Annotated in this window: 13 protein-coding genes and 1 pseudogene; 8 read left to right on the top strand and 6 right to left on the bottom strand. The window is 65.5% G+C overall.

Annotated features, from left to right (window positions below; all coding sequences use genetic code 11):
* Positions 1-5: 5 nt before the first annotated feature.
* Together M2361_RS29045 and mobB are read right to left on the bottom strand one after the other, a co-directional pair.
* Positions 6-134: pseudogene (locus M2361_RS29045) on the bottom strand (ESPR domain-containing protein); the annotation flags it as partial.
* A 549-nt stretch (positions 135-683) separates the two neighbouring features.
* Positions 684-1181, bottom strand: coding sequence for a molybdopterin-guanine dinucleotide biosynthesis protein B (gene mobB / locus M2361_RS06395; RefSeq protein WP_259247135.1), 498 nt, complete (start codon positions 1179-1181; stop codon positions 684-686).
* A 257-nt stretch (positions 1182-1438) separates the two neighbouring features.
* Here mobB and M2361_RS06390 point away from each other — a divergent pair, with 257 nt between their 5' ends.
* Positions 1439-2758 carry an NnrS family protein gene (locus M2361_RS06390; protein ID WP_259247134.1) on the top strand — a complete coding sequence of 440 codons (1320 nt, stop codon included), beginning with the start codon at positions 1439-1441 and terminating at the stop codon, positions 2756-2758.
* Here M2361_RS06390 and M2361_RS06385 read toward each other — a convergent pair.
* Positions 2755-3696, bottom strand: coding sequence for a molecular chaperone DnaJ (locus tag M2361_RS06385; protein ID WP_259247133.1), 942 nt, complete (start codon positions 3694-3696; stop codon positions 2755-2757). The genes M2361_RS06390 and M2361_RS06385 overlap by 4 nt on opposite strands.
* Positions 3697-3845: 149 nt before the next feature.
* Between M2361_RS06385 and M2361_RS06380 the strand changes: the two genes are divergently transcribed.
* The 3 genes from M2361_RS06380 to M2361_RS06370 are packed head-to-tail and all read left to right on the top strand — an operon-like array spanning position 3846 to position 11231.
* Positions 3846-5015, top strand: coding sequence for an efflux RND transporter periplasmic adaptor subunit (locus tag M2361_RS06380; protein WP_259247132.1), 1170 nt, complete (start codon positions 3846-3848; stop codon positions 5013-5015).
* 7 nt (positions 5016-5022) lie between these two features.
* Entirely contained in the window at positions 5023-8109 is a 3087-nt protein-coding gene (locus M2361_RS06375) for a multidrug efflux RND transporter permease subunit (RefSeq protein ID WP_259247131.1), read from the top strand.
* Positions 8106-11231: an efflux RND transporter permease subunit gene (locus tag M2361_RS06370; protein WP_259247130.1), complete on the top strand. Its 3126-nt coding sequence runs from the start codon at positions 8106-8108 to the stop codon at positions 11229-11231. Before M2361_RS06375 ends, M2361_RS06370 begins: the two co-directional genes overlap by 4 nt.
* Here M2361_RS06370 and M2361_RS06365 read toward each other — a convergent pair.
* On the bottom strand, positions 11188-12099 hold the full coding sequence (locus M2361_RS06365) for a LysR family transcriptional regulator (protein ID WP_259247121.1): 912 nt from the start codon (positions 12097-12099) through the stop codon (positions 11188-11190). The two genes, M2361_RS06370 and M2361_RS06365, sit on opposite strands and share 44 nt — an antisense overlap.
* Positions 12100-12251: 152 nt before the next feature.
* Between M2361_RS06365 and M2361_RS06360 the strand changes: the two genes are divergently transcribed.
* Together M2361_RS06360 and M2361_RS06355 are read left to right on the top strand one after the other, a co-directional pair.
* Complete coding sequence (locus M2361_RS06360; RefSeq protein WP_259247119.1) at positions 12252-13664, top strand: M20 family metallopeptidase; 1413 nt, start codon at positions 12252-12254, stop codon at positions 13662-13664.
* Positions 13665-13705: 41 nt separating this feature from the next.
* A complete protein-coding gene (locus tag M2361_RS06355; RefSeq protein ID WP_259247117.1) occupies positions 13706-14686 on the top strand; it encodes a tripartite tricarboxylate transporter substrate binding protein in 981 nt (326 codons plus the stop codon).
* A gap of 134 nt (positions 14687-14820) precedes the next feature.
* Here M2361_RS06355 and M2361_RS06350 read toward each other — a convergent pair whose 3' ends face one another.
* Together M2361_RS06350 and M2361_RS06345 are read right to left on the bottom strand one after the other, a co-directional pair.
* Positions 14821-17208, bottom strand: coding sequence for a catalase (locus M2361_RS06350; protein WP_259247115.1), 2388 nt, complete (start codon positions 17206-17208; stop codon positions 14821-14823).
* A gap of 10 nt (positions 17209-17218) precedes the next feature.
* Positions 17219-17833: a hypothetical protein gene (locus M2361_RS06345; RefSeq protein ID WP_259247114.1), complete on the bottom strand. Its 615-nt coding sequence runs from the start codon at positions 17831-17833 to the stop codon at positions 17219-17221.
* Between the two features lie 225 nt (positions 17834-18058).
* Between M2361_RS06345 and M2361_RS06340 the strand changes: the two genes are divergently transcribed.
* Together M2361_RS06340 and M2361_RS06335 are read left to right on the top strand one after the other, a co-directional pair.
* Entirely contained in the window at positions 18059-19687 is a 1629-nt protein-coding gene (locus M2361_RS06340) for a PepSY domain-containing protein (RefSeq protein WP_259247112.1), read from the top strand.
* Complete coding sequence (locus M2361_RS06335; protein ID WP_100855554.1) at positions 19684-20034, top strand: DUF3325 domain-containing protein; 351 nt, start codon at positions 19684-19686, stop codon at positions 20032-20034. Before M2361_RS06340 ends, M2361_RS06335 begins: the two co-directional genes overlap by 4 nt.
* Positions 20035-20212 lie beyond the last annotated feature (178 nt).

Genomic DNA, 20212 nt, shown 5'->3' with positions numbered 1-20212 from the left:
GCGATTCCCCCGGCCCTGCGCAACGCGGCTTGCCGCGCCCCTCGATTGGATTTCCCGCGAGTTTTCGTCAATTCAGACACAGCTACCCACGCACCGGTAATCCGGCTCCACACGAGGTTATAGATTTTATTCACGGCCACTCTCCATTGACGAATTTTTCAACCCGCAACCAGTCATGCGACGCTGATTCCGTTTAGTAAGAATCAGAGGACTTTTTCCCATCAAATTCAGACATTTGTGTCAGGAATCCTAGTGAATGCGATTATTCCGAAATGTGTTTTGTCGCAATCCCGTGAAACCCAGTATGAATGTCGTCTGATTAATCAGATGACTGAACTGAATTGCAGTGAAGCGCACGGAGCGCCCATGGAAAAAAGAGCCCCTGCACGCGGACGCGCAAGGGCCTGGAGATAATCGAGAGAGTGTTGTGGTGCATCGCTGTAGCGCCACAAGGCGGAGCGACAAGCACGCTTATTCCAGCACGCCGCAACGCGATACCGAAAAGGATTCGGCACGCGAAGCGCTTGAAATCTTATTTATCTGAAAATGCAAAAACCGAGGTTTTATTGTCGTACTAGTATCGGTTTTCGTCTTAAGTCTGATATTTCAGCGGCGTCATTATTTAATGACGCTATTGTCATTCGTTATCGAAGTATCAGACCTGCATTCTGCGCGGCGCGCTTTCAGCCCACCCCAAGCGCGTCACACAGAAAATCCACCACGCGCGCGGGATCATTCAAGGGCAGACAAGGCAAGTCGGTGTCCAACGGCGCATCAGTCACCACCGCCAGAAAGCCGCTGTCTTCCGCATGCAGCGGCGGCTTGCCCAGCGCCGGGCGGTACACCTCGATGCGCGCAATCGCCGCATGCTTGAAGCCTTCCACCAGCACCAGGTCAGCAGGCGACAACCGCGCCACTTGTTCTTCCAGCGTCGGCTCGGGTGTGTCGCGCAGTTCATGCACGATGGCGTAGCGGAACGGCGATGCCACCATCACTTCCTGCGCGCCCGCCAGCCGGAAGCGCGCGCTGTCCTTGCCCGGCGGCTCCATCTGAAAATCGTGGTGGCTGTGCTTGATGACATTGACGCGCAGGCCGCGCGCCGCGAGCAGGGGCAGCATCGCCTCGATCAGGGTCGTCTTGCCGCTGCCGGACCGGCCGGCGATACCAAAAACTGGGCTCATGCATGCTCCGATAACAAGGGACTTTCCGGGACAAAAGCGTATCGGGCAAACGCGCGTCCGCCCGCGGCGAGTATGCCAGCAAAGACTCGGCGTTCTGGCCATCTGCCCGCTTTCGGGAGGCGGCCCCGGGGGTATCCAGGACAGGACTGCCTTGCGTTTGCGCTGGATCAAGCGTGGAGCTTGGTCGTCCGCCCGGGTCAGGTTTAATATGCATTTTCAATACATCTTAAAGTCATCTTAGAGCGTTCAACGCCGCCATGCCTCCACTGCCAACCATCGCCCCGTCCGCCCCGGCCCCGCGCCGCCCTCGTCCGCAATGGCGCGCCTTCACTGAAATGGGATTCAGGCCGCTGTACCTGGCGGGCTGCTTCTGGGCGCTGGCGTCCGTATGGCTGTGGGTGCACGCCCCCGCGCGCATCACCGGCGTGTTGGGCGGCGTGTTCTGGCATGCGCACGAAATGCTGTGGGGTTTTGTGGCCACCATTGCAGTGGGCTTTCTGCTGACTGCCGGCGCCAACTGGACCGGCAAGAATCCGCTGCGCGGCAACGCCTTGGCCATGCTGTGCCTGCTTTGGCTGGTGGCGCGCGTGGCGTATCTGGTGCCGGGCCAGCCTGCGTTCTTGATTGCCGGCCTGGCGGACACGGGCTTTTTCGTGTGGGGCGCCGCCGCCTTGGCGCGCGTCGTCTGGCTGAGCCGCAACCGCCGCAATGCGGGCGTACCGGTACTGCTGCTGGGGCTGGCCACCACCCATGTGCTGTATTTATGGGCCGCCGTTCAAGGCGACTACATGGCGCTGATGCGTTACTTCAATGCGGGCCTGCTGTGCATGGCAGTGCTGACGCTCTTGATCGCCCGCCGCGTGCTGCCGTTTTTCGCCCAACGCGCCGTGGCTGGCCTGAACATTCCCGCGCACACACGCAGCGGCCATTGGCAACTGGCAACCGGCCTGGCCGCGATTGCCTGCCTGCTGGCCGGCCTGCCGAATCTGGCCGCGGCGGCGCTAGCCGCAACCGGGCTGATCGCGCTGGTGCAATGGCTGTCGTGGAAACCTTGGGCCGTGCGGCGCGTGCCGCTGCTGTGGGTGCTGTATGCGGGGTATTTCGGCTTGGGCGTCGGCCTGCTGGTGGGTGCGGCGTATTTGGCTAGTCCTTTAGCCATGCCCTTGACCAATCCCTTGGCCATTCCTTTGGTTAATCCGGTAGACAGCCCCTGGATGGGGATCGTGATCCGGCCCGCCTGGCCCGCCCACGTCATCGGGGTAGCCGGCTTTTCGGTACTGATCCTGGGCATGGTGACGCGCACGGCGCTGGGCCACCTGGGGCGGCCGTTGCAGACCGACCGCGCCATGGTCGCCAGTTTTGTCCTGATGATTCTGGCGGCGCTGCTGCGGCTGGCCGCCTTGTTGCCGACCGCCGCCTCCACCGGCTTGCTGCATGCCGCCACGCTCGCCTGGGTGCTGGCGCTGGGCTTGTACCTGTGGCGCTTTTTTCCGCTGATGATTCGCCCGCGCGCCGACGCCGCCAAGACGGCAGCGCCGGTCATCCGCGTGGAAGCGGTGGCGCGGACCCGGTCTTAGTTTCGACCTTCCCGGCGCTCAATCGCCGCGACTTCGCGGCGCATCGCCTTGAGCCAGGACTTGAGCGATGCCTCGTCGGCAAACTGCATGACCTCGTGCTCGAGCTCGCCGATGTATTCCTGGATGTCTTCAATGTCGGCGTCCAACTCTTCCAGCACCGTCTCCGGGTCGAACGACGCGAAGGGGTCCAGGTCGTAGCGCAGCTTGAAACCCTCTTCCGCATAGCTGGCCTGGTGCAGCACTTCGTCCAGTTGGGCTTGCAGCGTGGCGTTCGCGGCGGGCAGGCCGTCATCGGCCACCTCGCCCACCGGCGCCAGGTCCGGCGTGCCTTGCTGGCGACGCGCCTGTTCTTCGTCCTGCATCGACTGCCAGGCGACCGCGTTCGGAGTCGTGTTGCGCAGCGCGGCGCGGGCCAGGGCCAGCAGTTCTTCGGCCTCGTCGTCCTCGAATTGGTCTTGGATGATACGCAGCAGCTGGGTGGGCGTGAACGTGGACAGATCGGTGTCCGGGTCCAGCTCCAGCGCCTCGATCAGTTCGGCCTTGGCATCTTCGGTTTCATCAGCGGCGGCCTCGTCGTAGTCGGCGCCGTTGTGCTTCTTATATAGGGTCTTCAGGCGCTCGGCATCGCAACCGGCCGGCAGCTCGCCCTTGGCGTCCAGCAGCAGCAGTTCCGCCGAAAACTCGGTGATCAGTTCCGACACGAACTCGCGTTCGGCCTTGGACAAGCCCATGTTCTTGTGCGCGTGGTCAAAGCACAGCACCAGCTTCATGCGCAGTTCGTGCAGCTTTTTTTCAAGCGGCGCAAGGCCTTCGGTGTACTTGCGCCGGTACTCGTCTTCCACCGCGTGCCACTGCTGCAAGCGGGCCTGTTCCGTCTCAAGCCGGGCTTGTAGACGCTCGAATAACTGACGCGGGGTTTCTAGAGAATGCTCGCCCATGACCTGCTCCTTGCAAACCGGCTGATGAAAGTAGCCGCCACTCTAAACCATTCGCGCAAACCCCTCTTGAAATTCGAAGTCAATAACGCTAATCATTATTATTAATATAGAATCACCGCTGTCCGCAACACCCCAGATTGGCAGCCCCGATGTCTCTGCCCCCCATTGCGGGCCCTGCCCCCTCACGCAAACGATTGATCCTGACCGCCGCCGCCCTGTTGCTGGCCGTGCTGGTCGGCATCGGTTATTGGCTGGCGAGAGACAGTGGCCCCCGCACTCCACCGCCTCCCCAGTATGGGCAGCTTCCCGTTGCCGTCAGCGTGGCGCCTGCCCGCGTCGGTCCGCTGCAACGCGACCTGCATGCCTTGGGCACCATCACGCCTCTGTCCCAGGTGGTGCTGCGCAGCCAGGTCGACGGCGAACTGATGCGCGTGCATTACACCGAAGGCCAGGCCGTGGCACGTGGCCAACTGCTGGCCGAGATTGACGCCCGCCCCTATCAGACCGCGCTGGCGTCGGCCGAAGGCGAGCTGGCCCGCACCCAGGCGCTGCTGGACAACGCCCAGGCCGACCTGCAGCGCTACCGCAAGCTGGCGCGCCAGGAATCGGTGGCGGGGCAGCAACTGGACACCGCCGAAGCCCAGGTGCGCGCCTACACCGCGCAACGCGAACTGAACCGCGCGCGGGTCGCCGACGCCAAGCGGTTGCTTGGCTTGACCCGCATCGTTGCTCCGCAGGACGGACGCATCGGCTTGCGCCGGGTCGACGCCGGCAACCACGTGCGAGCCGATGACGCCAACGGGCTGACCACGCTGGTGCAGACCACGCCCATATCCGCCCTCTTCAGCATTTCGGAAACGCGGCTGGACGTGCTGCGCCAGGCGCAGGCCAAGACCGCCGAGCTGCGCGTGCAAGCCTGGGACGCCGACGACCGCCGCATCCTGGCCGAAGGCACGCTGGAAGCGCTGGACAACCGCATCCAGACCGGCAGCGGCACCGTGCGCTTGCGCGCCCGCTTCGACAACGCCGACGAATCCCTGTTTCCCAATCAGTTCGTGAACATCCGCCTGGCCGTGGTGCAGCAGGACAACGTGGTCACCATCCCGTCGGCCGCCGTGCAGTACGGGTCGGAAGGTGCGTTTGTCTTCGTCATCGGCGACGACGCCCGCGCCACCCGCCGCGTGCTGCAACTGGGTCCGGCCAACGCCGGCCAGATCGTCGTGGAAGCGGGCCTGGCCCCGGCCGAGCGCGTTGTCGTCGAAGGCGTGGACCGCCTGCATGACGGCCGCAACGTCCAGATCGTAGAACCCCTGACTTGAACCGCGCATGAGCCTGTCACGCCCCTTCATTCTGCGTCCGGTGGCGACGTCCTTCCTGATGATCGCCCTGCTGCTGTCGGGCATCCTGGCGTGGCGCATGCTGCCCGTGGCCGCGCTGCCGCAGGTGGACTACCCCATCATTCAGGTCACCACGCAGTATCCCGGGGCCAGTCCCACCGTGACGGCGCGCGCGGTCACGGCGCCGCTGGAGCGCCGCTTTGGGCAGATACCGGGCTTGAAGCAGATGTCGTCCACCAGCGGCAGCGGCATCTCGGTGATCACCTTGCAGTTTTCGCTGGATGTCTCGCTGGGCGTGGCCGAGCAGGAAGTGCAGGCGGCCATCAGCGCCAGCGGCTCGCTGCTGCCCTCCGACCTGCCCACCCCGCCCGTGTACCGCAAGGTCAACCCGGCCGACGTGCCCATCCTGACGCTGGCGGTCACCTCTGATTCGTTGCCGCTGCCCACGGTGTACGACCTGGTCGACACCCGCATGACGCAGCGCCTGTCGCAGTTGTCCGGCGTGGGCATGGTGAGTCTGGCCGGCGGCCAGCGGCCCGCCGTGCGCGTGCAGGTCAACCCGATGGCGCTGGCGGCGCGCGGGCTGCAATTGTCCGACGTGCAGGACGCCATCGCCAAGGCGAACTCGAACCAGCCCAAGGGCAGCTTCGACGGGCCGGTACGCTCGGTCATCATGGATGCGAACGACCAACTGCAAAGCGCCGACGAATACCGCGAGCTGATCGTGGCCTGGAAGAACGGCGCGCCGGTGCGGCTGGGCCAGGTCGCCACCATTGAAGACGGCGCCGAAGACCGCTACCTGGCCGCCTGGGTCGACAAGCAGCCCGCCGTGCTGGTCAACATCCAGCGCCAGCCGGGCGCCAACGTGATCGCCGTGGCGGACCAGGTAAAAGCCTTGCTGCCCCAGCTGACCGCCAGCCTGCCGGCCGCCGCGCAGGTCCGCATCCTGACCGACCGCACCGAGAGCATTCGTGCGTCGGTGCGTGGCGTGCAATGGGAACTGGTGTTCGCCGTGGGGCTGGTGGTGCTGGTCACCTTTCTGTTCCTGCGCAACCTGCCCGCCACGCTGATTCCCAGCCTGGCCGTGCCGCTGTCCTTGATCGGCACCTTCGGCTTCATGCACCTGGCGGGCTTTTCCACCAACAACCTGACCTTGATGGCGCTGACCATTGGCGCGGGCTTCGTGGTGGACGACGCCATCGTCATGCTGGAGAACATTGCGCGGTATCGCGAACGGGGGCACAGCCCGATGGCCGCCGCGCTGAAAGGCGCTGGGCAGATCGGCTTCACGCTGGTGTCGCTGACCTTGTCCTTGATTGCCGTGCTGATCCCGCTGCTGTTCATGGAAGACGTAGTGGGCCGCTTGTTCCGCGAATTCGCCATCACGCTGGCGGTGGCCATCCTGATATCGCTGGCGGTGTCGCTGACGCTTACGCCGATGATGTGCGCGCGCCTGTTGCCCGCGCATGTGGCCTCCGGCAAACCCGGCTTTCTGGATCGCGTTCAGGCGCGCTACGCGGGTTGGCTGGACGTAACGCTGCGCCACCAGCGCCTGACGCTGCTGGTCATGGTGGCTACCGTGGTGTTGACCGGGCTGCTGTACCTGGCCGTGCCCAAGGGCTTCTTTCCGGTGCAGGACGGCGGCGTGCTGCAAGGCGTGACGCAGTCGGCGCAAAGCACCTCGTTCGAGGCCATGTCGCGCCGCCAGCAAGCCGTGGCGGAAAGCCTGCTGGCCGACCCGGACGTGCAAAGCCTGTCGTCCTTCATCGGCATCGACGCCATGAACACCACGCTGAACACGGGCCGTTTGCTGATCAACCTGAAGCCCTGGGGCGAGCGCAGCGCGCCGCTGGCCGACGTAATGGCGCGGCTGGACGAACGCGCCCGACAGGTCCACGGCATCTCGCTGTTCTTGCAGCCGGTGCAGGAACTGAACATCGAAGACCGCGTCAGCCGTGGCCAATATCAATTCACCCTGACCTCGCCCGATAGCGCGCTGCTGGCGCAATGGAGCCAGGCGCTGATGCAGCGGCTGGCCCAATCCCCCGCGTTGGCCGAGGTCTCGTCCGACCTGCAAGGCAATGGCCGCCAAGCCTATCTGCAAGTGTCGCGCGACACGGCGGCGCGCCTGGGCGTGACGATGGACGATGTGGTGCAGGCGCTATACAACGCCTTTGGCCAGCGCCAGGTGGCCACGCTGTTCACGCAGTCGAACCAGTACCGCGTGGTGCTGGAAGTGGACCGCAAGCTGGCGCTCAGCCCCGACGCGCTGGAACGTATCCACCTTCAAACCGAAGACGGGCAGGCGATTCCGCTGTCGGCCCTGGCCACCGTCAGCGAACGCGCCGTGCCGTTGGCCATCAACCATCTGTCGCAGTTTCCGGCAGTGAACCTGTCGTTCAACCTGCCGCCCGGCGGCTCGCTGGGCGAGGCCATTGCCGCCATCGACGCCGCCAAAGCCGACATCGCCATGCCGCCCAGCGTGGAACTGCGCCTGCAAGGCGCGGCGTCGGCGTTCCAGGCCTCGCTGTCCAACACGCTGTGGCTGATGCTGGCGGCGGTGGTCACGATGTATCTGGTGCTGGGCATGCTGTATGAAAGCGCCATCCATCCCGTCACCATTCTGTCGACGCTGCCGTCGGCTACCGTCGGCGCGCTGCTGGCGCTGCTGATCACGGGACGGCCGCTGGACCTGATTGCCGTCATCGGCATCATCCTGCTGATCGGGCTGGTGAAAAAGAACGGCATCATGATGGTGGACTTTGCGCTGGAAGCCGAGCGCTCGCGCGGCCTGGCGCCGCTAGACGCCATCCGCGAAGCCGCGCTGCTGCGCCTGCGGCCTATCTTGATGACGACGCTGGCCGCGCTGTTCGGCGCGCTGCCGCTGATGCTGGCCACGGGCTCGGGCGCCGAACTGCGCCAGCCGCTGGGCTGGGTCATGGTGGGCGGGCTGCTGGTCAGCCAGGTGCTGACGCTCTTCACCACGCCCGCCGTCTATCTGTTCTTTCACCGGCTGGGCCAGCGGCGCGGCGGCGTGGCGAACACGCCGGCAAAGGCTGACGGGCCGCAGCCATGATCCGCGCGCTGCTGCATCGCCCCATCGCCTGCATCTTCCTGGCGTTGGCGCTGACCTTGCTGGGCGCGGTGGCGTGGCGGCTGCTGCCCGTTGCCCCCTTGCCGCAGGTGGATTTCCCCACGATTGAGGTGCGCGCCGAACTCCCCGGCGCCAGCCCGGAAAGCATGGCCAGCACTGTGGCCGCGCCGCTTGAGCGCGCCTTGGGCAGCATCGCCGGCGTCAGCGCCATGACCTCGTCCAGCAACCAGGGCGCCACCCGCGTGCAGTTGCAGTTTGAACTGGACCGCGACATCAACGAAGCCGCCCGCGACGTTCAAGCCGCCATCAATGCGTCGCGCGGCGATCTGCCCGCGGGCATGCCGCAAAACCCCAGCTACCGCAAGGTCAACCCGTCACAAGCGCCCATCATGGCACTGGCGCTCAGTTCGGCCACGCGCCCCGCCGGCCAGCTTTATGACTTGGGGTCGACAGTGCTGGCGCAAAAGCTGTCGCAGATCAACGGCGTGGGCGAAGTCACAATGGGCGGCAGTTCGCTGCCCGCCGTGCGCGTGCAGGTCAACCCCAACGCCCTGGCGCACTACGGCGTGGCGCTGGACGATGTGCGCAACGCCATCGCCGATGCCGCGCCCATGCGCCCGCTGGGCCAATTGGATTCAGCCGGCCAGCGCTGGGAAGTGGGCACGCCGGAACAACCGCGCACCGCCCCGGAATACGGCAGCCTGATCGTGCGCCATGAAGACGGCGCGGTGATCCGCCTGTCGCAAGTGGCGCGCGTCAGCGATTCCGTCGAAAACCGCTACAGCAGCGGTTTTCATAACCAGAACCCTGCCGTGGTGCTGACCATCAGCCGCCAGACCGGCGCAAACATCATTGAAACCATCGGCGCCATCAACGACGCCCTGCCCGGCCTGCGCGCGCTGATGCCCGCCGACGTGGACCTGACCGTGGCGCTGGACCGCTCGCCCGGCATCAACGCCACCCTGCGCGAAGCCCACATCACGCTGGGGCTGGCGACCGGGCTGGTCATTCTGGTGGTCTGGCTGTTCCTGGGCAACGCGCGCGCGGCGGCCATCCCCAGCGTGGCGATTCCGGTGTGCCTGATCGCCACCTTCGCCGTCATGCACGCCTGGGGGTTTTCGCTGAACAACCTGTCGCTGATGGCGCTGATCGTGGCCGCCGGGCTGGTGGTGGACGACGCCATCGTGGTGCTGGAAAACATTTCACGCCACATCGAACGCGGCCTGTCGCCCACCAAGGCCGCGATGCGCGGCGTGCGCGAAGTGGGCTTCACGCTGGTGGCGATGACGGTGGCGCTGAGCGTCGTCTTCGTGTCCATCCTGTTCATGGGCGGGCTGGTGGAACGCCTGTTCCGCGAGTTCTCCATCACGCTGGTCGCGGCCACGGTGATATCGCTGGTGGTGTCGGTGGCCATCATCCCGGCCTTGTGCGCGCGCTGGTTGAAGCCGGCCGCGCATCCCGACCCCACCGCCCCCAACGCCGCCCCACCGCGCCCTTCCCGCATGCAGACCGCCTTTGCGCGCGTGCATGATTGGTACGGCAGGTCGCTCGCCCGCGTGCTGGGCCATGCGCGCCTGACTTTGGTGCTGCTGGCCGCCGTGGTCGGCCTGAACGTGTATCTGTACATCGACGCGCCCAAGGGCTTTCTGCCTGTGCAAGACACCGGCCAACTGATGGGCTTCGTGCGGGGCGATGACGGCTTTTCGTTCCAGGTGATGCAGCCCAAGATCGACCAGTACCGCCAACTGGTGTTGAAGCACCCCGCCGTGCAAGACGTCATCGGCTACAACGGCGGCAACCTGGGCATCAGCAATTCGCTGTTTTTGATTCGGCTCAAACCCGTTGCCGAACGGGGGAAATCGTCCACCGAGGTCATCAACTGGCTGCGCACCAACGCCCCCGCCGTGCCGGGCGGCATGTTCTTCCTGAACGTCGATCAAGACTTGCGCATGCCCGGCGGCTTCGGCAATTCCGGCGACCACGAATTGGCCATCATGGCCAGCGACGTGCCCACGCTGCGGCAATGGTCACGCAAGATCTCCAAGGCCATGCAGGAGATCCCGGAACTGCGCGACGTGGATGCCGAAGGCGATGGTGCCACGCAGCAGGTCGTGATCAACATCGACCGCAGCGCCGCGCAACGGCTGGGTGTGGACATGAACACGATCAGCAGCGTCTTGAGCAATTCGTTCAGCCAACGGCAGGTGGCGACGATGTACGACGCCATGAACCAGTACCGCGTGGTGCTGGAGCTGGACCCGCGCTACACCGAAGACCCCGAAGTGCTGGAACAGGTACAGGTGGTGGCGGCCGACGGCACGCGCATACCGCTGACCGCGTTCGCGACTTATGAAAACGGCCTGGTAAACGATCGCGTCTTCCACGACGGCCTGTTCGCCGCCGTGGGCGTGGGCTTTTCACTGGCGCCCGGCGTGTCGCTGGAACAGGGCCTGGCCGCCATCGACGCCACGCTGGCCAACTTGATGGTGCCGTCCACCATCCAGACGCGCCTGGGCGGCGACGCCCGCAACTTCCAGCAAAGCCTGCAAGACCAACCCTGGCTGATCCTGGCCGTGCTGATTGCCATCTACCTGGTGCTGGGCATTCTGTACGAAAGCCCGTTGCACCCGCTGACCATCCTGTCCACCCTGCCGTCCGCGGGCGTGGGCGCGCTGCTGGCCTTGCGCCTCGCCAACATCGAATTCACGCTGATCGCGCTGCTGGGCCTGTTCCTGCTGGTGGGCATCGTGATGAAGAACGCCATCCTGATGATCGACTTCGCCCTCAGCCTGGAACGCCGCGAAGGTCTGACCCCCGAACAAGCCATCCACCGCGCCGCCATGCTGCGCCTGCGCCCCATCGTCATGACCAACCTGGCCGGCCTGCTGGGCGCGTTGCCCCTGGTGCTGGGCATGGGCGAAGGCTCGGAACTACGCCGCCCCCTGGGCATCGCCATCGTGGGCGGCCTGATGATCAGCCAGTTCTTGACGCTGTATACGACGCCGATTGTTTATTTGGCGTTGGAAAGGCTGCGGTTGAAGGTGGGGGGTGTGGGGCGCGCTACTCCGGCCACCTCGGCGCAGCCGTCAAACGATCCGCCATGAACGCCAAAAACTCTCGCGCCAGCAGCGGCAGGGTTCTGCCCTGCAAGGTCAGGACCTGGATGCTTCGTTGCCGCATTTCCGGATTGCTGAACGGCACCGCCGCAAGCTCGCCTTCGACACCCAGTTGCCCCATCAGCGTCAGGTAGCCGGACAGCGCAACGATCTGGCTGCCCGGCAGCATGGGCAGGAACGCGGCGGAATGGTTCGACACGTAGGCCGGTTCAATGTGCAGGCCGGCGTTGGCGCAGGCGGCGTCGAACAGTTGCCGCACCGTGGTGCCCTGGTCGCCCAGTGACAGCGGAAAGTTCACCAGGTCGCGCATGCTGACGCTGCGGCGGCCGGCCAGCGGGTGCTTGCGGCACATCACCGCGTAGACGGGTGCGCGGGTCAGCAGTTCTGTCTTCAGGCGGTCGTCCTGCGCCGTGGTGTAGCGCAGGGCCATCTGCGCCAGGCCTTCCAGGATATGGCGGCTGACCTCTTCCGGGCGTTCCACGTGCAGATGGAAACGTGCCTCGGGCCGCATGCGCTTGAACTCGGCCATGCAAAGCGGCAGGAAGTGATGCGCGAAGCCTTCGGTGCACGCCAGCCGGATCGTGACGTCGCCCACGTGGCTGCGCTGGCGGATTTCGGTGGTGACGCGCTCGGCCTCCAGGGCCGCCGCATTGGCGTAGGCGGCAAGCTGGCGCCCCGCTTCGCTCAGTTCCATGCCGCGCGCCTGGCGTTCGAACAGGGCAATGCCCAGCCCGTCTTCCAGTTTGGCGATCTGACGGCTGACGGCGGAGGCAGCCACATGCTGCGCCGCCGCCGCGCCCGCGATCGAGCCGCAGCGAGCGACCTCAAGAAAATACCGCAGGCCCAGTGAAATCATGTTTCCTCCCCCATCATGTCGACCCTCAATCATGCTGATTTTTAAGGCATGCCTAAAAGGCAATTCATAGGTGCTAATTATCTAATTGTGGCATGCACCGATGCGTAATAACTTTGTGCCTTCTTTTGCTTCCTTGCGTGTTGAGAGCCGCCGTGAACCGCGAACAAGCCGTCCTCCAAGCCGTTGAAGCCTTCGACAATGGCACCCTTGAATCCACGCTGGCGCGCCGCGTCGCCTATGCCACGGAAAGCGAGGTGCCGGACCAGGCGCCCACCCAGCACGCCTACCTGAACCAGGACCTGATTCCGACGCTGACCGAGTTGGGCTTCACCTGTGAGGTGCATGCCAACCCCGCCGGTGTCGACCTGCCCATTCTGGTTGCGCGCCGCGTGGAACAAGCAGGGTTGCCGACCGTGTTGATGTACGGGCATGGCGATGTGGTGCGCGGCAATGCCGCCAAATGGGAAGCCGGGCGCGACCCGTGGCGCCTGCAAGTGGACGGCGACCGCTGGTATGGACGCGGCACCGCCGACAACAAGGGCCAGCATTCCATCAACCTGGAAGCCCTGCGGCACGTGATCACGGCGCGCGGCGGCAAGCTGGGCTTTAACGCCACCTGGCTGATCGAAACCGGCGAGGAAGCCGGCTCGCCCGGCTTGGCCGCGTTCTGCGATGCGCAGCGCGATGCCCTGGCCGCCGACGTTTTCATCGCCAGCGACGGCCCGCGCCTGCATGCGGCACGCCCCACCCTGTTCATGGGCTCGCGCGGCGCGGTGAACTTTGAACTGTCCTTACGCGCGCGCGAACGCGGCTATCACTCGGGCAACTGGGGCGGCTTGCTGGCCAACCCGGCCATCGTGCTGATGCACGCCATCGGCTCGATGGTGGACGCACAAGGCCGCATCACCGTGCCTGGCTTGCGCCCGCCTCCCATCCCCGCCGCCGTGGCCGACGCCTTGGCCGACCTGGACGTGGGCGGCGGCGAAGACGACCCCGAGATCAACCACTGGTGGGGCGAGCCCGGCCTGTCCGCACCTGAAAGAGTATTTGGCTGGAACAGCCTGGACGTGCTGACCTTTGGCGCGGGCGACCCCGCCAAGCCGGTGAACGCGATTCCGCCAGAGGCCGTGGCGTGGTGCCAACTGCGTTTTGTAGTCGGCACCGATTGGCGCGCGCTGGAAGCCCATGTGCGCGAACACCTGCGCCAAGGCGGCTTTGAAGACGTGCAAGTGCGCATCGGCATGCAGGGCGGCGCAACCCGTCTATCGCCCGACAACGCGTGGGTGCGCTGGGCCGCCGCGTCGCTGGAACGCACCACCGGCAAGCGCCCCGCGCTGCTGCCGAACCTGGGCGGTTCGCTGCCGAATGAAATTTTTGCCGACCTGCTGGGCCTGCCCACGCTGTGGGTGCCGCATTCCTACCCCGCCTGCGCGCAGCACGCGCCCAATGAACATCTGCTGGGCAGCGTGGCGCGCGAAGGGCTGGCCATCATGGCGGGCCTGTACTGGGATTTGGGAGACCAAGGCGCAAGCCTGCGCCAGACCCCGCGTGCAACAGCGGCCTGAACCCTATTCCGATTTCTTCTTGACTGACCGAGAGCGTTGCAATGACCGCTAGATTTTGTGCCGCCGTGATGGCGTTCAACCTTGCCGTCGCCGCCTATGCGGGCGAGGCCCACGCCGCGTACCCCGAGCAGGCGATCAAGATCGTTGTGCCCTTCACGCCCGGCGGCGCCACCGATGCGGTAGCGCGACTCTTGGCCAACAAGCTGTCGGGCAGCCTGGGCCAGTCCGTCATTGTCGAGAACCGCCCCGGCGCGTCCACGGTGATCGGCGCCGACGCGGTGGCGCGCGCACAACCCGACGGCTACACCTTGCTGCTGTCGGGCAGCACCACGTACACGGTGCTGCCGGCGCTGAAACCGTCGCTGCCCTACGACCCGTTGCGTAGCTTCGAACACATCGGCATCGTCGCCATGGCGCCGGTGGTGCTGTTGGCGCAGAACGGGTTGGCGGCGAACACGGTGCAGGAAGCCGCCGCGCTGGCCAAGCAGCAAAGCAGCAAGGGCGGGCTGATGTACGGCACCTTTGGGCCGGGCTCCGCACCGCATCTGGCCGGAGAAATGTTCGCCGAGGCCGCCGGCGCGAAGATGATGCCCGTGCCGTACAAGGGCAGCGCGCAATTGATCACCGCGATGATCGGCGGCGAAGTGTCCCTGGGCGTGGATACCGTGTCGTCCGCCGCGCCGCAGGTGCGCGCGGGCAAGGTGCGCGCGCTGGCCGTTACCGGCGAGCACCGCATGCCGCAGTTGCCGGACGTGCCCACCTTCGCGGAAGCCGGCATTCCCCAGGTGTCGTTCGTGGGCTGGTACGCGCTGGCCGCCCCCGCGCGCACGCCCGCGTCGGTCATCGATACGCTGAACCGCGCGGTGGAAAAAATCATGCAGGACCCGCAAGTGCGCAAGGCGGTGTCGGACCTGGCCCTGGAGCCCGTGTATTTGCCGGGCCAGGCGCTCAAGGACCAGATCGCGAAAGAAGTGAAAACGTTTGGCGACGTGGCCAAGCGGGCCGACATCAAGCTGGAATAAGCGCGAAAACAGCGGGAGAAAAGCGGCGAAAAAGGCGCAGAAAAGCAGCGCGTCAAAACCGCCCCCCAAAAAAAACGCTTGGCCCCAGCGCGTTACAAACGTCCGGGGCCAAGCGCGTTTTACGTCAGACCGTCCTACACCATCGGCGGCAGCGTTTCCCGCTCAGGGTGCCGATGCATGGCCAGCGCCTGGATGAACGCCGCCGCACTTTTTGCCGGCGCGCCGCCACCCATCAACAGGCCGCTGTCCGCCTCGTTGGGCGCAATGCCTGCCGACCCGAACAACTGCCCTCCCCGGCCCAAGCCCAGCAAGGTCTTGCCGTGCCGGAACGCATCGCGCAAGAACTCCAGCGCGCGGCCATCCGCCTGCAAGCGCGTCACCGCGCCTTCGCCGCCGGGCACCACCGCGCCGTCGAACAGCCCGGACGGATGATTGTCCAGCGACGCATCGGCATCGAACATGCCGCCGCCTTCGGCCTGCACGGGGCCAATGCGTTGGCCCACCAAGCGCACCACCACGCCCGCCTGGATCAGCGCATCGGCCACCGCCGTCACGGCCGCGCCGTCCACGCCTTCTGCGACCAGGATGGCGACCTTGCGCGTGGCCACACCGCCATCGCCCGGCCTGGCAGTCAGGGACAACGCGGGTGACACCTCGACTTCCGGCTTGGGCGGCTGCGCCGCCGCGCGCGGCATCGGTTCGGGCAAGACCATGCCCAGCAGGTCGGCCACGCCCTGCGCCAGCTCATCAGACACATTGCGCAGCGACGCCACCATGCGTTGGCGGATCGCGGGCACCGTCACCTTGCTCAGCTCGAACGAAAAGGCGTGGATGATGTGCTGCTTTTCCCAATCAGTCTGGCTGTTGTAGAACAGCGCGGCCTGGTTGTAGTGCTCGGCGAACTTCTCGGGGTGCCCACGCAATTCATCGCCCGCGATCGGCTCGGGGAACGGCACAAAGCCCTGCATGCCCGCCTGGAACGGACACCCGCCTGCCAGCGAGTTCGGCTCGTAGGCCACGCGGCCACGGTGGATGGCTTGGCGATGCATGCCGTCACGCTGGTTGTTATGGACCGGCGCCACGGGCGCGTTGATGGGAATTTCATGGAAGTTCGGGCCGCCCAAGCGCGAGATCTGCGTGTCCACATACGAATGGATGCGGCCGGCCAACAGCGGGTCGTTCGTGAAATCGATGCCCGGCACCACATGCGCCGTACAGAATGCCACTTGCTCGGTTTCCGCGAAGAAGTTGTCGGGATTGCGGTCCAGCACCATGCGGCCGATGGGGGTGATGGGCACCAGTTCCTCGGGCACGATCTTGGTGGCGTCCAGCACGTCGAAGCTGTAGCGCTCGGCGTCTTCCTCGGTAAAGATCTGCACGCCCAGCTCCCACTCCGGGCCGTGGCCCGCGTCAATGGCTTCCCACAGATCGCGGCGGTGGAAGTCGGGGTCGGCCCCCGATACCTTGACGGCTTCGTCCCACACCTGCGAATGCGTGCCCAGAACCGGGTTCCAGTGGAACTTCACCAAGCGCGACTCACCGCTGGCGTTGACGAAGCGAAAGGTATGCACGCCAAAGCCCTGCATCATGCGATAGCTGCGAGGGATGCCCCGGTCGGACATCACCCACATCAGCATGTGGGTGGACTCCGGCATCAAGGACACAAAGTCCCAGAACGTGTCGTGGGCCGACGCGGCCTGCGGCATGCCGTGATGCGGCTCGGGTTTTACCGCGTGCACCAGGTCCGGAAACTTCATCGCGTCCTGGATGAAGAAGACAGGCATGTTGTTGCCGACCAGGTCCCAGTTGCCTTCGTCGGTATAGAACTTGACGGCAAAGCCGCGCACGTCGCGCGCGGTGTCCTTGGACCCCCGCTCGCCCGCCACCGTGGAAAAGCGCACGAACACCGGCGTGCGCTTGCCTTTTTCTGCAAACAGGGACGCGGCGGTCAAATCGGTCAAGGGCTTGTAGCACTCGAAGTAACCGTGCGCGGCCGAGCCGCGCGCGTGCACGATGCGCTCGGGAATGCGCTCGTGATCGAAGTGCGTAATTTTTTCACGCAGGATGAAGTCTTTCAGCAGCGCCGGCCCGCGCACGCCGGCCTTGAGCGAATGCTGGTTGTCCGCCACCGGCACACCCTGGTTGGTCGTCAACTGCTGGCCGCTGCCGTCCGAGCGCACCCGTGACAGGCGCCCGTGCACCTCGTTGACTCCAGGCGCGGCGGCGTCTCCGGTCTTGGCGGTGGACTCGGATTCCGACAAGGAACTTGCGCCCACGGAGGGGTCCGGCGGCGTCGTCTGCGCGCCGGTGTAAGGACAGCGCGCGGCCTGTTCACCATATTCGGCGGCCTTGTTGGCGTTGTGGGGCATGGACGCAGCCGTGGCGCCCACGGCGGCCGCGCGCTTGAGCGCGGGCTCGGTCGGCTTGCCAGCGGGACCGGCGGCCGGGCCGCTGTCGGTGTTCATGTATGCAGTGGGCAATGCGCCAGCGGCGCCCTTGGCTGCGGGTTTCTTGCTTGCCATTGAATCTCTCCTAGTGTTTCAGCATTTCGCCGCGCGCCTGCTCGGCCCGCGAGGCGCCGATGGCGGTTTTCACTTGTTTGACTTCTTCAGGCGGGGGCAGCACCGCGGGCAAGCCCAGCGACTCCACCCACAACTCGCGCGACCACCCTTGCGTGTGATACAGGTGGTGGTCTTCGTCCTGCGCCACCGCGTCGTGGGCCTGTTTCAGAATTGCGGCTTCCTTGCCGGAATGCTGCTCGGCCAGCAGCCCGATCAGCGACCAGTTGGCGTGGTCCTTGGTCTCGGCCAGCACCACGCATTCGGTCGCCACCAACTGCGCGGCATCGGCATCGCCCGCGCTGACGGCCATCTTCATCGCCTTCACCAGCGAATCGCCAAGATGGCGCACCACCTCCCGCCCCGGTGTCTGCTTGGCGGGGTCAAGTCCCAGTTGTTCAAACACGGTCAAAAGCACACGATGGTGCGTGCGCGTTTCTTCCAGGTATTCCTTCCATTCCTTTTTCAGGTCTTCGTTGACGGCACAGGACACGGCGGTCTCGTACACAGCCAAGCCGCCGATTTCAGTCTCCAGCGCCTGGTAAAGCAATTCATTGATTTGTTTGGCGTTTGCCGCTTTGCGTTTCATCAGGGGCTCCTTGTCCACGGGGTCGGTTCGCCGGTTGCGCCCTACGTTCGCAAACCCGGCGGCATGACGCGCAGCTTCAGCAAGCGCCATGCCCACCCACCCGCCGACAACGCCCCTAATTCGCTTAAACTCGGAACCATTCTCAATTAACAAAAATTGCCCGCCCGCTCTCCGCGGCAATCCCACAACAAGAGGCTCGCTCTGAAATCCGGTTTCCGCCTATCCATGGCCTGGTTGCACACCTGGGTCGGCCTGTGGTTTTCGTGGCTGCTGTACACGGTGTTCCTGACCGGTTCGCTGGCCCTCTTTGCAGAACCCATTACCCACTGGATGACGCCCGAGCACCACGCGGCCGAGGCGGCGGCCGATGCCGCCGCGGCGGCGGCGGCGCAGGAAGGCGCGCCCGTGGACCGCGCCCGCCGTCTGGACCTGGCCGTGGACTACATGGCGCGCCATCATCAGGGCGCGGGCATGTGGGAGATCTGGCCCGTTAACCGGCATCACGACAACGGCTTGTCGGTCTACTGGTTCGACAAGAACGGCATGTACGCCGACGCCGAGCTGGACCCCGCCACGGGCGCCGAACTGGACGACCATCACGACGAGGCAGGCCGCGCCACCATGGGCGGCACGCACTTCGTGAACTTCCACTACATGCTTCACGAAAGCCGCTTCGGCGTGTGGATCGTGGCGTTCGCCACGATGGCGATGCTGGTCGCGCTGATTTCGGGCGTGGTCACCCACAAACGCATCTTCAAGGACTTCTTCACCTTCCGCGCCAAGAAAGGCCAGCGTTCGTGGCTGGACGCGCACAACGCCGTGGCGGTGCTGACGCTGCCCTTCCAGTTCATGATTGCCTACACCGGCATCGTGATTTCCAGCGCGCAACTGATGCCCGCCCCCGTCGTGGCGCAGTACGGCCCCGGCATGGAAGCCACCCGCCTGTACCTGGCCGAAATGCAGGGGGAAGAAAAGCCCGTGCGCACCGGCCAGCCGCTGGCCATGCCGCCGCTGGAACCGCTGGTGGCCCGCGCCGAAGCCATGAGCGGCCAAAGCGCGCGCGCCATCGTCATCCAGAACCCGGAAGACAGTTCCATGCGCGTTGCGGTCTACGGCTGGAACGAAGCCAGCGACGCCTTGCACAACATCAGCGCCACCACCGGCATGGCCGAATTCTCGGCGGCCACGGGCGACCTGTTGCGCATGCGCCCGGCGGGCGGCGTCAACGGCGGCGCGCCGGCACTCACGCGCCAGGTGATGGGCGACCTGCACATGGCGCCGTTTGGCGGGCTGGCCGTGAAGTGGATGTACTTCCTGTGCGGCCTGGCCGGAGCCGCCATGATGGGCACGGGCGCCGTGCTGTTCATGGTGAAGCGGCGCGCCAAGCTGGGCAACGAATTCGGCGCGGCCACCGCGCGCATGTACCGCCTGTTCGAAGGCCTGAACGTGGCGGCGCTGGCCGGTCTGGCGGTGGCCTGCATCGGCTACTTCTGGGCGAATCGCCTGCTGCCCATCGCGCTGGAAAACCGCGCCTTGTGGGAACTGCGCTGCTTTTTCGGCCTGTGGGCGTTGATGCTGGCGCATGCCTGGCTGTGTCGTCCCCGGCTTGCGTGGATCACGCAGCTAGGCTTATTGGCGGCGCTGTGCCTGCTGTTGCCGGTGCTGTCGTTCTTCACATTGGGCGACCACACCGTGGCGCAGGTGGTGCGCGGCGACTGGGAAAGCGCGGGCGTCGAACTCACCGCCGTGGCCGTTGGCGTACTATCCGCGTGGGCGGCCATCCGTATGTGGAAGAAGCCCCAGTCCGCGCCCGCCCAGCGCACCCCCCGCGCGACGCAAAAGGCAGCGGCATGAACCTGAACGACGTATTCGCCATTGCAGTGGCTTTGCTGCTGACCTACTCCGGCATGGCCTGCCTGAGCCTGGCCATGCCGCGCCATTACGAGCAGGTGTGGGATCGCGACCCGTCGGCCGGTCACACGCGCGTGCTGCGCGGCGCGGGCGTGCTGCTGCTGGCGCTGGCCTTGCTGCCTTGCGTGGGCCTGTGGGGCAATACGGTGGGCGTGGTGGCGTGGCTGGGCTGGCTGTCGGCGGGCGCATTGCTATGGGTCGGCATGCTGTCGTGGGCGCCCCGTCCGGCCGCGCGCGCCGCCGCGTTCGCCGTGGCCATTTCCTTGGCGGGCATCGGCATCGGCTTCTGACGTCAGGCGAAAGCCGCATTGCGATTTGCCTCTTCGTTTTTCCCTGTTTGACCCGCATCAAGCCAGGCTGACATCGCCTTCCATTGGCGACTGATAACACCATATGTAGTGATAGAGTTTTGACACTCCACTACATATGGTGTTAGCCATGCTTCTACAGCCCCCGCTCCCCCGCGAC

Source organism: Achromobacter sp. JUb104 (assembly GCF_024806975.1).
In the GTDB taxonomy this organism is placed as follows: Bacteria; Pseudomonadota; Gammaproteobacteria; order Burkholderiales; family Burkholderiaceae_B; genus Achromobacter; species Achromobacter spanius.
Note: the sequence above shows the minus strand (reverse complement) of the source record. Positions and strands in the feature narration are given on the sequence as shown.